The organism is Bacillus cereus group sp. MG20, from assembly GCF_040459885.1.
Taxonomy (GTDB): domain Bacteria; phylum Bacillota; class Bacilli; order Bacillales; family Bacillaceae_G; genus Bacillus_A; species Bacillus_A cereus.
Genome location: NZ_JARVHF010000001.1, coordinates 1,451,040 through 1,466,006, shown reverse-complemented (window position 1 = coordinate 1,466,006; position 14,967 = coordinate 1,451,040). Strand labels below are relative to the sequence as shown.

The window sequence follows — 14,967 nt, the reverse complement described above, 5'->3', positions numbered from 1 at the left end:
TTAAAAGATCGGAGGAAAGATTATGAAATATATTGCTGCACTTACCATTTTATTTGGTAGTTTTTTCTGTTTTCAAACATTCACGTACGCAGATACGCCTATCCAAGTGGTGCGAAAAGAAGTGAAGTACATCGAAAACGATAATACAGTCTTATATTCAAAATTATGGGTTCGTTCTATGCAAAACGCAGTATTATTCCACCATAGCGATAATATTCGTAATCGGGACACATTACGTAATGTAACAAGTTCATCGCTTGTTAAAGCGAAGCAACTATCTTTTCAGAAAGCAGCACTTTATATACCGAGACTATCGCAATACGTATCAAAAATAGGGAAAGAAAACATTCAAGTGTACTACATTGCGATTCACTATAATGTGAAAAAAGAAAATGCATATCAATTAGATGGCATGAACTATTTTCTACAAGTATTCGTAAAAGAGCGTGGGGAATGGAAAATTGCCGAAAGTGTAGTTGCACCGACAGAGCAAATTGTGCAAAATGGTGATGGATTTGGGATGAAAGAAGAGATGGTGTATGGGGATAGGAGAGAGAATGTGAAATAACCTCTTTATTTAGATCGGGATATATAATAAAAAAGCATTGCTCTTGTGCAATGCCTTTTTTATTTAGTTCATATAAGAGTTAAATAATTCATAACATATTTCTTTTGTCATTATATACCTTTTTCGTCAGCTTCTATTTAATGTCATTGTTCCGTGTTTATAGTTTCACATCTATGATGCTTTTGGAAACATGTATCCACCACCTTAATGCATATTTATTTCCCTACAAAAGCAAACTTCAATTTTAATAGACGTGTAAAAATGAAGTAACTTATGGTAGCGAATAGGAAAAATCCAACATAATAAGACAGAAGTGCATCTCGTCCGCCTAATATTCTACCACCAAGTAGTCCGAAGCATAGAACAGTGCAAATTATGAACCATTTTTGCAAGTTAGGAAACAATAGTATTTTTCCACTTTGTTCGTTCGGTGTACGTGTGTATAGAAAGGTTGCTATTGATAAAAAGGTAATGATGTAAGAAAATGGTGTTAATAGTGTCCAAGGAGAAGGTACAGAAATACGCTCCGTAGGATTGTCCTGTGATACACTGGGAAGTTTATTGCCATAGTCATCAAATGTTTCTATCGGGTGGTAATCATAAGTAATAGAAAAATATTCTAATGGTGAAATGATACCTATATGTTGTAAGTACTCATGAGTATGGAGCTCTATTTCTCCCATTGCATCTACAGACCATTGTGCGTGTGAATAAATGAATCCGGAAATTAACCATCCAAAACCGTATGGTAAAAATAATAGAATGATAGTTAAAATACTTTGAGAAAATATATGTCCAGTAAAAGTCCCGATAAATAAGGTGAATGTATAAATAGCGATAAGTACAACGGTAGCATATAGAAAGTAACTATAGAACGGAGCAAAGGTTTGATACTCATTGTGAAACGACATGTTCTTTATTCCGTACATGCTAATCCAGCAAACAATTTGTACTATAATAATATTCAAAACACCAAGCCACCATTTTGTAAAAAAAATATCCTTTCGTTTAAAAGGCATCGAGAATAGAAAATCAGTTGATTGATTATTACGTTCCCATCCAATTAAAAGACAAGCGAGTGCAATTAGAGTAGCTCCTTGAAAGAAGACGGCACCATCAGATGTCTGAAAATAGTAGGAGTAGTAATATGCATAGTCACCAAACTTCATTTTTGATAGTTTTAGTTGCATTTGCGCTTCTTGATAATATTTATAAGGTAGTTGATATAAACTAGTTAACCAGAATAATAGAATTATATATTTTCCTTGCTTCCATTGCCTCATCCATAAAGCTTTATGAAACATGTGAATCCTCCTCAAATGTAGTGATAAAAATATCTTCAAGTGACATTGTTAATTCTTCAATGAGTATAGGTTGCTCTTTATAAAACTTCTCCAGTGTTGTAGCTACATTTCCCTCAATTAAGATTGTATATACTTTTCCTGTTTGATTTAATATTTTAATATTGCTTAAGTTTTCTAGTTTTTGAGGTAATGATCGTTCATAAGCAACTTGAATTTTAGCAAATTGTGATTTTGCATCGTCTAGTGATGTAATAGAAGATACGGTATGTCCTTTTAATATGATGATTGTATCTGCAATTTGTTCAACTTCATCTAAATGATGGGTAGATATGAAAATGGTAATCTCTTTTTCTGCAACTTCTCCAACGAGAAACTGTAAAATCTGTCTTTTAACGATAGGATCAAGTCCGTTTGTTGGTTCATCTAAAATAATATATTCTGCCTGTGCAGCAACAGCTAAAATGATGGCAAGCAGTGCCTTCATTCCTTTTGAATAACTACGAATTCGTTTGTTTGGTAAGTTGAAACGTTCTAGTAGTTCGTAGAAATATGGTTCATCAAATGCGGTATAAACTGCTTTATAAAACTTCACGATTTCTTTTACTGTATAACCGTTCAGTATGTTAGTAGAATCCGGGACATATACGATTTTTTGTTTCGTTTCAGGATTCTTATGAATGTCGATATCCTCATATGTAACAGTTCCCTCATCTGGGTCTAAAATGCCGACTATCGTTCGTAATAAAGTTGTTTTCCCCGCACCATTTCTTCCAAGTAATCCGACGATACTACCTTTTTGTAATGTGAAAGAAACATCGTCTAAAATTGTTTGATTATCAATTGTTTTCTTCAAGCTTGTCACTTTCAACATCCGTATTCCCTCCAATCTCTTTATAGTATGAATCTATCCAATCATGAATTTTATCTTTCGTAATACCAAGATAAGAGGCTTCTAATAGTAATTGATGAAATTGCTTTTCAACCATAGCGATTTTCCTTTCGTCTAATGTTGGGGTAATCGATTGGGATACAAATGTTCCTTTTCCTCGTAACGTTTCAATAATTCCTTGTCGCTCTAACTCTTGATACGCTTTACTCACTGTATTTGGATTTATAACGAGTAAAGAAGCGAGTTCGCGTACAGAAGGAAGTTTATCACTTGGAGCCAACATGTTTTTCAATACGAGTTCTTTTATATTTTGAACAATTTGTTCCCATATCGGAGTGTTGCTTCTTGGGTCAAGTTGAATATGCAAGAGCAATGTCTCCTTCCTCATATGTATTAAGTGTACTACTATGTGTAATACACTTAATACAATATAGGGGGCGAATGTATTTGTCAACTGAAAATAATAGAAAAAATTGGTATTAAAAAAAGGGGAATTGGAAAAAATAGGTCTGATATAGAATGGAGGGTTAGTCATGAAGCGAGTTTTTGGAATACTTGTTTGTTTCATGTTATTGCTTTCTGGAACTTCAGTGAGTTTTGCGCAATCTGAAAAAACGAAGCAGGAGAAAACAGAAGAAACAACGCCGAAGTTAGCGGAACAAGCGTCGTCAGCAATCGTAATTGAGCAAGATACAGGTAAAGTTTTATTTGATAAAAACCCAAATGAAAAATTACCACCTGCTAGTATGACAAAGATTATGACAATGCTTTTAATTATGGAACAAGTTGAAAAAGGAAAACTAAAACTGACCGATAAAGTTAGAGCAAGCGAACATGCAGCTTCAATGGGTGGATCGCAAATCTTTTTAGAACCTGGGGAAGAGATGACTGTAAATGAGATGTTAAAGGGTATTGCAATTGCATCTGGAAATGATGCATCTGTTGCAGTAGCCGAGCACATCGCAGGTTCAGAAGAAGGATTTGTAAATATGATGAACAAAAAGGCGAAAGATTTAGGGCTGAAAAATACACATTTTCAAAATCCAACAGGTCTTCCGGCCAAAGACCATTATTCGACAGCAAATGATATGGCTATAATGGCGAGAGAATTGATGAAGTATCCACTTATTCGTAAATACACAGGTAAGTACGAAGATTATTTACGTGAAGATACGGATAAAAAGTTTTGGCTCGTTAATACGAATAAACTAGTACGTTTTTATCCTGGCGTAGATGGAGTAAAAACAGGTTTTACGACAGAAGCGAAATATTGTTTAACAGCATCGGCTGAAAAAAATGGTATGCGTGTCATTTCAGTTGTCATGGGAGCACCAACATCAAAAGAACGGAACAACCAAGTGACAAAGCTTCTTGACTATGCATTTGGACAATATATGACAAAGAAATTGTATACGCGCGGCGAAAAAATTAAGACAGTTCAAGTAGGAAAAGGGAAAAAAGAAAAAGTAGATTTAGTTGCGTCAGATAATGTTTCTCTTCTTATGAAGAAGGGCGAGAATATGGACAAGGTAAAACAAGAAGTAATTGCTGAAAAGAAAGTAAAAGCACCGATTAAAAAAGGTGACGCGCTTGGCACCCTTGTTATAAAAAAAGATAAAGATGTTTTATTAAAACAAACAATTATAGCAAAAGAAGATGTTGCTGCAGCGAGCTGGTGGGAGTTATTTAAAAGAAGTTTTGGGATGTTTTCAACATCAAAATAGCGGCAAATATTTTGCCGCTTTTCTATTCGTATGTAAGTGAATAATGCTGAAAGGTTTCACTTTATGACGAAATAGTTCTTCTTTTGTCAGCAGGAAGGATTCTTATTTTATATCACGAAAATCTTTATGTATGTGAATAAGTAAAGTTTGAGCATAAGGAGGAAATCGTGTGAGTCTTTCCATGCAATTAGAAGTAAAACGTGACGTCCTATGTGTGAGACTAGAGGGTGAATTAGATCATCATACGGCTGAAGAGTTGCGAACGAAAGTAACAGATATGATTGAGACACATGGTGTTCATCATATTGTTTTGAGCCTAGAGAACTTATCGTTTATGGATAGTTCTGGTCTAGGTGTTATATTAGGCCGATATAAACACGTAAAGGGATTAGGTGGAGAAATGGTTGTTTGTGCAATTTCACCGCCTGTTAAGCGTTTATTTGAAATGTCGGGCTTATTCAAAATCGTTCGCTTAGAAGAAAGTGAAGCGCACGCGCTCGCGACGTTGGGGGTGGCATAGATGAGAAATGAAATGAACCTTCAATTTTCAGCATTAAGTCAAAATGAATCATTCGCTCGCGTTACAGTGGCGGCTTTCATTGCACAACTAGATCCAACGATGGAAGAATTAACGGAGATTAAAACAGTTGTGTCAGAAGCGGTTACAAATGCAATTATTCATGGATACGAAGGAAATGCAGAAGGTATTGTTTATATTTCTGTAATTTTGGAAGAAGCAATGGTGAAACTCACGATTCGAGATGAAGGGATTGGAATCTTTAACTTAGATGAAGCGAGACAACCCCTTTTTACAACTAAACCTGAATTAGAGCGTTCCGGAATGGGATTTACTATCATGGAAAATTTTATGGATGAAGTAGAAGTTATTTCAAACGAATCTTTCGGGACAACAATCCATTTGACAAAATACTTATCAAATAGTAACGCTCTATGCAATTAAGGAGAATAGCCTATGGACATAGAGGTCAAAAATGAGAAGAAGAAACCTCAGTTAAAGGACCACGAGCTAAAAGCGTTAATTCAAAAAAGTCAAGATGGAGATCAACAAGCGAGAGATACAATCGTTCAAAGTAATATGCGCCTCGTTTGGTCGGTTGTACAGCGGTTTCTTAATCGAGGATACGAACCAGACGACCTATTTCAAATTGGATGTATTGGGCTCTTGAAATCGGTAGATAAATTTGATTTATCTTTCGACGTGAAATTTTCAACATATGCAGTTCCAATGATTATTGGTGAAATACAACGTTTCTTACGCGATGATGGATCAGTGAAAGTTAGTAGGTCTTTAAAAGAAACAGGAAACAAAATTCGAAAGATGAGAGATGAGCTTTCGAAAGAATTCGGAAGGGCTCCAACGATTAATGAAGTGGCAGAGGCACTAGAACTAACGCCAGAGGAAGTTGTTCTAGCACAAGAAGCGAGCCGGGCCCCTTCATCTATACATGAAACTGTATATGAAAACGATGGAGATCCAATCACTATTTTAGATCAAATTGCAGATCAATCTGAAACGAAATGGTTCGATAAAATTGCTTTAAAAGAAGCGATTAGAGAACTAGATGAACGAGAGCGCTTAATTGTATACTTGCGTTACTATAAAGATCAAACACAGTCAGAAGTAGCCGAGCGCATAGGCATTTCGCAAGTACAAGTTTCAAGACTTGAAAAGAAAATATTAAAACAGATGAAAGATCGAATAGACGAATAATTGTCTATTCGATTTTTTTGTGCCGTTAATAGGAGAGAAATGTTAATTTTCGCAAAAATTAACAGAATTTATTGATAATTTAGTCAATTTAAAATATAATCCAAGTATGAACTTGTCATAAAGGGGGAAGGAAATATGGAAACGAGGCAACAATGGGGAACGAGAGCTGGATTTATTTTCGCAGCGGTCGGATCTGCCGTTGGATTAGGAAACATATGGCGTTTTCCTTATACAGCGTATGAAAATGGAGGAGGAGCATTCTTTTTACCGTACTTATTTGCATTATTAACGACTGGTATTTCATTGTTAGCGTTTGAGTTTGCCCTTGGTCATCGTCATCGTGGTTCAGCACCACTTACATTTTTCCGTATTAACCCGCGTGCCGAATTTATTGGATGGTGGCAAATGTGCGTAACATTTATCGTTTCAACATATTATGCAGTAATTATTGCTTGGTCTATATCCTATACATACTTTGCAATTACTGGAGCGTGGGGAAAAGACACGCAATCATTTTTATTTAAAGAGTACTTACATGTTGCAGATAAGCCAGGACAATTTGGAGGACTTGTACCGGAAGTATTAATTCCGTTAGCTCTCGTTTGGATTATTGTGCTTGGCGTTGCATTTAAAGGAGTTAAAAAAGGAATCGAAGTTGTTAACCGTATATTTATTCCTTTATTAGTTGTTATGTTCCTTATTATCGTCGTTCGTGCAGTGACGATGGAAGGTGCTATGCAAGGACTAGATGCATTCTTTAAACCAGATTGGAGTCGTATTTTTGATGGGAAAGTATGGCTTGCAGCTTATGGTCAAATATTCTTTAGTTTATCTTTAGCATTTGGAATTATGATTACGTATTCTAGTTATTTACCGAAAAACTCGGATACAACAAATAATGCCTTTATTACTGGATTTGCAAATTCAGGATTTGAATTATTAGCAGGTATTGGGGTCTTTGCAGCTCTTGGATTTATGGCAAATAATATGGGAGTACCGGTTGATAAAGTAGCAAGTGCTGGCGTTGGGCTTGCGTTCGTAGTATTTCCCCAAATTATTAATGAATTGCCGATGTCACCGTTGTTTGGTGTTTTATTTTTCTTATCGTTAACGGTTGCTGGAATTACATCACTTATTTCACTCGCGGAAGTATGCTTTGCCGCTGTATCTGAAAAATTCAGTTTAAGTCGGGAAAAAACTATTGGAATTATGGGAACCCTTCTCGTGTTAGTTTCTCTTGTTTTTGCAACACGTGGTGGACTTATGTTCTTAGATGTTGTCGACTATTTCGCTAATAATTTCGGATTAATTACAATTGCACTTGCGGAAGTAGTTACGATAGGGCTCATTTTACGCCGTTTACCAGTTTATCAAAATCATGCAAACTTTGTATCTGATATTAAATTAGGAACGTTTTGGAGAGTGAGTTTACTCGTTATTACTCCGCTTATGTTAGGGTATATGCTAATTGATGGTACAATCCAAAATATTAAAAAGAACTACGGAGATTATCCGACTGAGTTTGTTGTAACGTATGGTTGGTCGATAGCAGCAGCATTCCTCATAGTTGCAATAATCATTGGCCTGAAAAAATGGGATGCACAAATTCATTCGGATTCTGCCAAGCTTGAAAAAGAATGGAAAGATCGAGGTGTTTCATAATGAGTGGATCAGCGATTATGATGATGGTTATTGGAATAGTAGTCATTTGGGGAGGGCTTGCATTAAGTATTGCAAACTTATTTAAGAAAAAGGCATAAGTAAAAAACATCTGTACCAAAATGGTGCAGATGTTTTTTTATGAAAAAATTGTATTAGAAAAAAATTCAATAACCATACTACAACTACGAGGAAGAGTGAAGGGGTGAATGAAAGTTGGAACAAACGATTTATATTAAAATGCGCAATCGTTTAAAAGTTTCTCCTACTTATGAAGTAAAGCTGGGCGATGTTGCTCAACTTGCCGGAGATTCTTCCGTAGTTGAGTTGTTACAAAATGAGATAGTTTACAAAATAACAGCGCATGATAAGACGCATGTTGTAATTGATGTTATGAAAGTAATTGAGATTATTCAACAGAAAGCATCTCACGTACAAATTAATTTACTCGGTTCCGGACAAACTCTTGTTGAAATTATATACGAAAAAAAGAAGGCACACCCAATTTTTTTCGGGCTTGTATGGCTTTTACTTTTCATTGGAGCAGCTCTTGCAATCATTTATTTCCATGAGGATGTAAGTATGCAACAAGTACATCAACGGTTATATTACATGATTACTGGAGAATTTAATGCACAACCACTTTTATTTCAAATTCCTTATTCTGTAGGTCTTGGTTTAGGGATGGTTCTATTCTTTAATCATGTATTTCAAAAGCGAATTAATGAAGAGCCGAGTCCGTTAGAAGTTGAGATGTTTCAATATCAACAGTCACTTGATCAATATGTAATCGTTAATGAAAACAAGGATAATATGAAACAACTTGCCGATGATTGAGTCTGGGTTTGTTATTTTAATTGGTTTAGCTGGAGGGATAGCGGTAGGTAGCGGATATGTCGCATTTTTAGCTGTACTTGGTATAATCCCCCGTTTAGCTCAATTAACGAGAAGTGGAAAGCATATTCAATATTTTGAGTGGGCAGTCATTGCAGGTACTTTAACAGGGGCTTGGTGCAGTTTGAAAAACATTACACTTCAAACGTCGCAATATTGGCTCGTTATATTAGGGCTATTTTGTGGTACGTTCATTGGAATGCTCGCTGCGGCATTAACAGAGGTGTTAAATGTTCTACCTATTTTAGCTAAACGAGTAGGGGTAGAGGGGAAGATTATTGTTTTACTCGTTGCTCTTGTGCTTGGGAAAGTAATAGGATCGTTGTTTCACTGGATTTATTTCGTAAAGTAGGAGGCAGTATATAAATGACAAGTCAGAAATTGAAGGATGATTACATAAATAAAGTGAAGGAGTATCATCCAAAGCCAAACTATTTACTAAATTGTATCAAAGCATTTCTTGTAGGTGGACTCATTTGTACAGTTGGAGAAGTATTGATGAAATTTTATATACATTATTTTCACTTCAGTGAACAAGAGGCAGGAAACCCAACTGTTGCAACTCTTGTTTTATTATCCGCGATTTTAACGGGGTGTGGTGTATATGATAAAATCGGTCAATTTGCTGGAGCAGGATCAGCGGTACCGGTAACAGGATTTGCAAATTCTATGGCAAGCGCTGCTTTAGAACATAAGAGTGAAGGGATTGTTCTAGGGATTGCGACAAATATGTTTAAACTGGCAGGAAGTGTGATTGTATTTGGGGTTGTTGGTGCATATATCATTGGGTTAATAAGGTATACCTTTAAAATTTTTATGTCTTAAAGGAGGGGCTAGTATGAGGTTGACCGGAAAACAAACGTGGGTATTTCAAAACGACATATATGTGAATGCAACGGGTACTGCTGTCGGTCCGAAAGAAGCTGAAGGCCCTCTTGGAAAAGATTTTGATATTTCATATGATGACTTGCATTGTGGAGAGGAAAATTGGGAGCTCGCCGAACGAAGATTAATGTCAGACTCAATTCAACAAGCAGTGCAAAAAGGGAATATAAAAACATCGCAAATTGATTTCTTTTTAGCGGGAGATTTATTAAATCAAACAGTGACAGCAAATTATGTTGCGCGTCAGTGGGGCATTCCTTTTTTAGGAATGTTTAGCGCCTGTGCGACGTCTATGGAAACTTTAGCAGTTGGCTCAGCTTTTATAGACGGTGGATTTGCAAATCGTGTCTTAGCTACAGTAAGTAGTCATAATGCAACGGCTGAAAGACAATTTCGCTATCCAACAGAGTACGGTGGGCAAAAACCAGGGACAGCAAATTCAACTGTGACTGGTGCAGGATCTATATTAATTAGCAATGAAAAAAGTGCAATTAAAATTACGGCGGCTACAATCGGAAAAGTGCAAGATTTAGGAATCACAAATCCTTTGGATATGGGGGCAGCGATGGCTCCAGCAGCAGCTCATACAATTCAACAGCATTTTGAAGATTTAAGAAGAAGTGCCGATGACTATGATTTGATTGTTACGGGTGATTTATCAGCTGTTGGGACACCGATTGCAAAACAACTTTTACTTGAGGAAGGTTACGATCTTGGACATATATACAATGATTGCGGATTAATGATTTATGAATCAAGTCAAGAAGAAGTGTTTGCAGGTGGTAGTGGTTGCGCTTGTTCAGCAGTTGTCACATATGGCCATTTATTACACGAGATGCAAAAAGGGAATTTACAACGAATTTTTGTCGTTGCCACTGGCGCATTATTAAGCCCGATAATGATGCAACAGAAAGAAACGATTCCAACAATTGCACATGGTGTCGTATTTGAGAGAGTTAAAGGAGAGTGAATTGTGGATTTTATATATGCATTTCTTGTAGGTGGAGCTATTTGTGTAATTGGGCAACTATTGTTAGATTTCGCAAAGTTAACACCAGCTCATTTAATGGCAACTTTTGTAGTCATCGGAGCAATTTTAGATGGATTTGGATTGTACGATAAACTAATAAAGTTTGCAGGTGCTGGAGCAACAGTCCCTATTACAAGTTTTGGACATTCACTATTGCACGGAGCAATGCATGCAGCAGAAAAACATGGATATTTAGGAATTGGTATTGGCATGTTTAGTTTAACGTCTGCGGGCATTTCCGCAGCGATATTGTTTTCGTTTTTTATAGCACTTATATGTAAACCGAAAGGATAAATCAAATGAGACGAAGGGTTGTTTTGGTCACAGATGGAGATGAATATGCAAAGCGGACAATTGAGCTTTTAACGAAGGAATTTGGGGGAAGGTGTATTTCAGCATCACAAAGTAATCCAACCAAATTGACAGGGAAAAAAGTTGTTGAGCTTATTATGCAAACGCCATATGACCCTGTATTTGTCATGTTTGATGACAGTGGATTTATTGGAGAAGGATCTGGTGAAAAGGCTTTAAAATATGTAGCTACCCATAAACAAATTGATGTGCTCGGTATTTTAGCGGTAGCGTCTAATACGCATCATTGGGAATGGGCACGTGTAGATGTAAGTGTAGATCGGAACGGAAATTTAACCGAATACGGTGTTGATAAATTTGGACTTCCAGATGGTGAAATTGGCAGAATTAGCGGAGATACAATTTATTGTTTAGATGACTTGAATGTTCCTGTCATCGTTGGAGTCGGTGACATTGGTAAGATGTGCGGGAATGATGAATGGGAGAGGGGATCACCTATTACTAGAAAAGCGATTCAATTAATTTTGGAAAGGAGTGGTTTTTATGACGAAGCCTAAAAAAGTGGATATCCCTATATCAACTTTCATAAGTGATAATGAAAATTATTTAAAGCAGACAGTTGGACTAGGCGTTACATACGATGTTGGCATTCGTAAATTTCAAATTTTGAATAAAGAAATCGGTGTGTTATTTGTAAACGGACTTTGTGATACAAATTATATTATCCCTATTTTAGAAGAAGCGGTGGATACAAATGAGATAAGGGATGTAGAAGAAGATACAGTGAAGCTTTTAGAGAATCGCTTAATCCATCAACAAGTAAGCAAAGTAAAAACGATGGATGAGGTAATGCTCCAAGTATTATCAGGGCTCATTGTGATATTTGTGGAAGGTGAAACGGAAGCGTTCGCGATTGATGTTCGTAGTTATCCAGGGCGAACACCGACAGAACCAGATACCGAAAAGGTAGTACGCGGTGCGAGGGATGGATTTGTTGAAAATATCGTTGTAAATACAGCGTTAATTCGTAGGAGAATTCGAGATCCACGACTTCGAAATGAAATGGTTCGAGTAGGAGATAGATCACAAACGGATATTTGTATTACATACGTTCAAGATGTTGCAAATCCAGATTTAGTAAAGATTATAAAACAAGAATTAAATAACATTGATGTAGATGGAATTACGATGGCGGATAAAACAGTAGAAGAATTTGTTGTAAAGCAAAGCTATAACCCATTCCCGCTTATTCGATATACAGAAAGGCCAGATGTAGCAGCAAATCATCTACTAGAAGGACATGTGTTAGTACTTGTTGACACATCGCCTAGTGCTATGATTACACCGACAACATATTTTCACCATTTACAGCATGCAGAAGAGTTTAGACAAAATCCAGCTGTCGGTACATTTTTACGCTGGGTGCGCTTTTTAGGTGTTATATTCTCGCTATTTTTATTACCATTTTGGTTAGTGTTTGTATTTGATCCAACTCTTTTACCAGCAAATCTTGCTTTTATTGGACCGACTAAGATGACGCATTTACCAATCCTATTACAGGTGTTAATGGCAGAGGTCGGACTTGAGTTTTTAAGGATGGCTGCTATTCATACTCCAACCCCATTATCGTCTGCAGCAGGGTTGATTTCTGCCATATTAATTGGTCAAATTGCAATTGATGTAGGTTTGTTTGTGCCAGAAGTAATTTTGTATGTAGCGGTTTCGATGATTGGTGCATATGCAACACCGAGTTATGAATTAGGATTAGGGAATAAGGTTGGGAAATTGTTTGTTATTATTTTAACAGGTCTCTTCCATGAGATGGGATTTGTAATTGGTATGACGATATTAATTTTATTTTTAACGTCTATAAAAAGTTTACAAACACCTTATTTATGGCCGTTTTTACCATTTGATTGGGGCGCGTTAACAAAAATTTTACTCCGTCCAACGATGTCTAGTTTAAAAGTACGACCAAGTATTGTAAGACCTCAAAATGTAAAAAGACAAAAATAAACGGGATTATACACCCGTTTATTTTTTTTAGTAAAAATTTATTGTTTTTTAACAAAAATCAAACATTTTTTGTGTACACTTAGAGTAGATATTGTGTATGGAAGGGGAAGAGGACATGATTAAATTATTTGTAAGTGATTTAGATGACACGCTCGTTTACGATGTGAATCATATGCAAAAAGAAGATGAACGTGCGCTGTGTTGGTTAGCTGAGAAAGGGACAAATATTTGTTTTGCCTCTGGCCGCTTTACACACAGAATTGATGAAGTTGTAAAAAGGTTTTCATTCCCATATTACACAACGGGCTTAAATGGAGCGACAATGTTACTTCCAGATGGGAATTTATTTCATGAATCGAGTTTTGAAAATACGGTTGCCCAGGAAATATATCGATATATACATAAAAAGGGACTAGCGGATATTGTTTGTGCAAATGAGCAACGATATACAAAAAGGAAAAATGAACATCACCATAATTTTGAAGCGTATATGGGCGTGCATATCGCTGAAATTGAAGCGTTAGAAGAAGAGTTTGGTAAGACTGTACACCCTGCAAAATTGTTTGTTTTTGGAGAAGAAGAGAAAATTGTGACGTTAGATCAAGAGCTACGAGATATGTTTCAAGGCGAAGCGGAAGTTTTTATATCAGGTAAACGCTATGTTGATATTATGCCAAGAGGCGTGAGTAAGGGGAGTGCTCTAAAGCGACTAATGGACCATTTGCAAATTGAAGCAAATGAAGTTGCTTGTATTGGAGATTCCTTCAATGATATTTCTATGTTTGAAGTAACCCCGCATTCATTTACTCTTCATCATGCCCATCCATATGTAAAGGAGAAAGCAAATCATATAGTGCGTTCGGTTGAAGAGGCTGTTATGAAATTACCGTTACTTGTATAAAAAAGAAGCCCGTCACTGGCGGGCTTCTTTTTTACTTGAATAAAGATTTAACAAAATCAATGATACTTGAGAAGAAATCTTTCACTTTATCTAGAAAACTTTGTCCTTCTTCAGATCCTAAAAAGGCAGAAACGTGTTCTTTTGCTTTGTTTAATTGACTACCAACTTGATTCCAATCGATATTAAGATTCTTCATTTTATCAAATAACGCTACTAGGTTATCTAACTGTTCATCTGTTAATGTAATGCCGAGTTGATCAGCAATTTTTTTAATTAATGAACGTAAATCTTCTGTTGTTTTTGGCTGTTCTTTTGCAATTTCTTCTTTAATTTTTGCAACAAGTTGAACTGCTTTTTCTTCACCAATTTTATCACCAAGCTGGGCTGTTTGTACCATTTCTTCATTCGCTACTTTTTTAACTTCTTCCGGAATTGGTTTATTGGACGCAGTTTCATATGCTTTCATTAATCCAGTTAAAGCTGCAGTTCCTGAAACTTTAAAAGGTGCAGTAATTTGAATTTCTGCATCTTTTACACCTGCTGTAATCAAAGCGTTAGTGTACATTGCATCTGTTACCCAGTTAATGTTCTTTGATCGTACAATAAGACCAGATCCTGGTTTTGTGTATGTAATCATAGAAGAAGAAATTGCTCTCGTACCAATTTGTGCTTTTGGAACAATGCCTTCTAGAAATTTATGTTCTTCCGCATTAGATACAGTGATAATTGTAGCATCTTTCGGTGCTTTCATTTCTTTTAACAGATCTTGTTTTTGTTGTTCGGATAAGTTCTCTCCTAGTGTAACAATTGATTCTCCCTCGATGATGTCTGCAAATGAAGCTGTTGGCATCATAAATACCGTTACAGCTAATAGCAGAGCTAATAATTTCGTTTTCACGAAAAACCGCTCCCTTTCTCTTTCTAAAATTTTCGGGCAACAAAGTTATTATAGTATATATTTCTTATTTGTCACCTAGCTTTTTCCACATTTCAAAAAAGAAGTATCTAGATTGTCGGATTCTTTTTGTTTCTAGTCATGAATGTGGTAATATA

The 14,967-nt window shown here is 36.2% G+C and carries 19 protein-coding genes; 15 read left to right on the top strand and 4 right to left on the bottom strand.

What is annotated here, in order from left to right:
* Positions 1-22: 22 nt before the first annotated feature.
* Positions 23-568 carry a hypothetical protein gene (locus QCI81_RS07380; protein ID WP_000873787.1) on the top strand — a complete coding sequence of 182 codons (546 nt, stop codon included), beginning with the start codon at positions 23-25 and terminating at the stop codon, positions 566-568.
* Positions 569-783: 215 nt separating this feature from the next.
* Here the strand turns inward: QCI81_RS07380 and QCI81_RS07375 are convergent, their stop codons facing one another.
* From QCI81_RS07375 to QCI81_RS07365, 3 genes are read right to left on the bottom strand one after another with little or no spacing between them, the layout of a single operon-like run.
* A complete protein-coding gene (locus tag QCI81_RS07375; protein WP_071729733.1) occupies positions 784-1,872 on the bottom strand; it encodes an ABC-2 transporter permease in 1,089 nt (362 codons plus the stop codon).
* Positions 1,862-2,743 carry an ABC transporter ATP-binding protein gene (locus tag QCI81_RS07370; protein WP_071729735.1) on the bottom strand — a complete coding sequence of 294 codons (882 nt, stop codon included), beginning with the start codon at positions 2,741-2,743 and terminating at the stop codon, positions 1,862-1,864. Before QCI81_RS07370 ends, QCI81_RS07375 begins: the two co-directional genes overlap by 11 nt.
* Positions 2,709-3,128, bottom strand: coding sequence for a GntR family transcriptional regulator (locus QCI81_RS07365; protein ID WP_000548027.1), 420 nt, complete (start codon positions 3,126-3,128; stop codon positions 2,709-2,711). The genes QCI81_RS07370 and QCI81_RS07365 overlap by 35 nt, the downstream gene beginning before the upstream one ends.
* 166 nt (positions 3,129-3,294) lie before the next feature.
* Between QCI81_RS07365 and dacF the strand changes: the two genes are divergently transcribed.
* The 14 genes from dacF (at position 3,295) to QCI81_RS07295 (ending at position 13,914) form a co-directional block, all read left to right on the top strand.
* Positions 3,295-4,485 (top strand): serine-type D-Ala-D-Ala carboxypeptidase DacF, encoded by a 1,191-nt coding sequence (gene dacF, locus QCI81_RS07360; protein ID WP_000831997.1) that lies wholly within the window; start codon positions 3,295-3,297, stop codon positions 4,483-4,485.
* 169 nt (positions 4,486-4,654) lie between these two features.
* Positions 4,655-5,005, top strand: a complete 351-nt coding sequence (spoIIAA, locus tag QCI81_RS07355) for an anti-sigma F factor antagonist (protein WP_000059135.1) — start codon at positions 4,655-4,657, stop codon at positions 5,003-5,005.
* The gene (gene spoIIAB / locus QCI81_RS07350) at positions 5,006-5,446 is read left to right on the top strand and encodes an anti-sigma F factor (protein WP_001243398.1); all 441 of its coding nucleotides are present in this window, start codon (positions 5,006-5,008) and stop codon (positions 5,444-5,446) included.
* 12 nt (positions 5,447-5,458) lie between these two features.
* A complete protein-coding gene (gene sigF, locus QCI81_RS07345) occupies positions 5,459-6,217 on the top strand; it encodes an RNA polymerase sporulation sigma factor SigF (protein WP_000350729.1) in 759 nt (252 codons plus the stop codon).
* A gap of 135 nt (positions 6,218-6,352) precedes the next feature.
* Positions 6,353-7,879: a sodium-dependent transporter gene (locus QCI81_RS07340; protein ID WP_029443184.1), complete on the top strand. Its 1,527-nt coding sequence runs from the start codon at positions 6,353-6,355 to the stop codon at positions 7,877-7,879.
* On the top strand, positions 7,879-7,977 hold the full coding sequence (locus QCI81_RS07335; protein ID WP_000016826.1) for a methionine/alanine import family NSS transporter small subunit: 99 nt from the start codon (positions 7,879-7,881) through the stop codon (positions 7,975-7,977). Before QCI81_RS07340 ends, QCI81_RS07335 begins: the two co-directional genes overlap by 1 nt.
* A gap of 115 nt (positions 7,978-8,092) precedes the next feature.
* The gene (locus QCI81_RS07330) at positions 8,093-8,713 is read left to right on the top strand and encodes a stage V sporulation protein AA (RefSeq protein WP_053563708.1); all 621 of its coding nucleotides are present in this window, start codon (positions 8,093-8,095) and stop codon (positions 8,711-8,713) included.
* Positions 8,706-9,122, top strand: coding sequence for a stage V sporulation protein SpoVAB (gene spoVAB / locus QCI81_RS07325; RefSeq protein WP_000572941.1), 417 nt, complete (start codon positions 8,706-8,708; stop codon positions 9,120-9,122). The genes QCI81_RS07330 and spoVAB overlap by 8 nt, the downstream gene beginning before the upstream one ends.
* A gap of 14 nt (positions 9,123-9,136) precedes the next feature.
* Entirely contained in the window at positions 9,137-9,595 is a 459-nt protein-coding gene (gene spoVAC / locus QCI81_RS07320; protein ID WP_000203808.1) for a stage V sporulation protein AC, read from the top strand.
* Positions 9,596-9,608: 13 nt separating this feature from the next.
* Positions 9,609-10,625 carry a stage V sporulation protein AD gene (spoVAD, locus tag QCI81_RS07315; protein WP_001241140.1) on the top strand — a complete coding sequence of 339 codons (1,017 nt, stop codon included), beginning with the start codon at positions 9,609-9,611 and terminating at the stop codon, positions 10,623-10,625.
* Positions 10,626-10,628: 3 nt separating this feature from the next.
* Positions 10,629-10,979 carry a stage V sporulation protein AE gene (spoVAE, locus tag QCI81_RS07310; RefSeq protein ID WP_000345907.1) on the top strand — a complete coding sequence of 117 codons (351 nt, stop codon included), beginning with the start codon at positions 10,629-10,631 and terminating at the stop codon, positions 10,977-10,979.
* Positions 10,980-10,984: 5 nt separating this feature from the next.
* Positions 10,985-11,554 (top strand): stage V sporulation protein SpoVABEA, encoded by a 570-nt coding sequence (spoVAEA, locus tag QCI81_RS07305; RefSeq protein WP_001254416.1) that lies wholly within the window; start codon positions 10,985-10,987, stop codon positions 11,552-11,554.
* Positions 11,541-13,013, top strand: coding sequence for a spore germination protein SpoVAF (gene spoVAF, locus QCI81_RS07300; protein ID WP_000165595.1), 1,473 nt, complete (start codon positions 11,541-11,543; stop codon positions 13,011-13,013). Before spoVAEA ends, spoVAF begins: the two co-directional genes overlap by 14 nt.
* A 97-nt stretch (positions 13,014-13,110) precedes the next feature.
* Positions 13,111-13,914 (top strand): Cof-type HAD-IIB family hydrolase, encoded by an 804-nt coding sequence (locus tag QCI81_RS07295; RefSeq protein WP_003271593.1) that lies wholly within the window; start codon positions 13,111-13,113, stop codon positions 13,912-13,914.
* Between the two features lie 31 nt (positions 13,915-13,945).
* Here the strand turns inward: QCI81_RS07295 and QCI81_RS07290 are convergent, their stop codons facing one another.
* Entirely contained in the window at positions 13,946-14,812 is an 867-nt protein-coding gene (locus QCI81_RS07290; RefSeq protein WP_000850513.1) for a DUF1002 domain-containing protein, read from the bottom strand.
* Positions 14,813-14,967 lie beyond the last annotated feature (155 nt).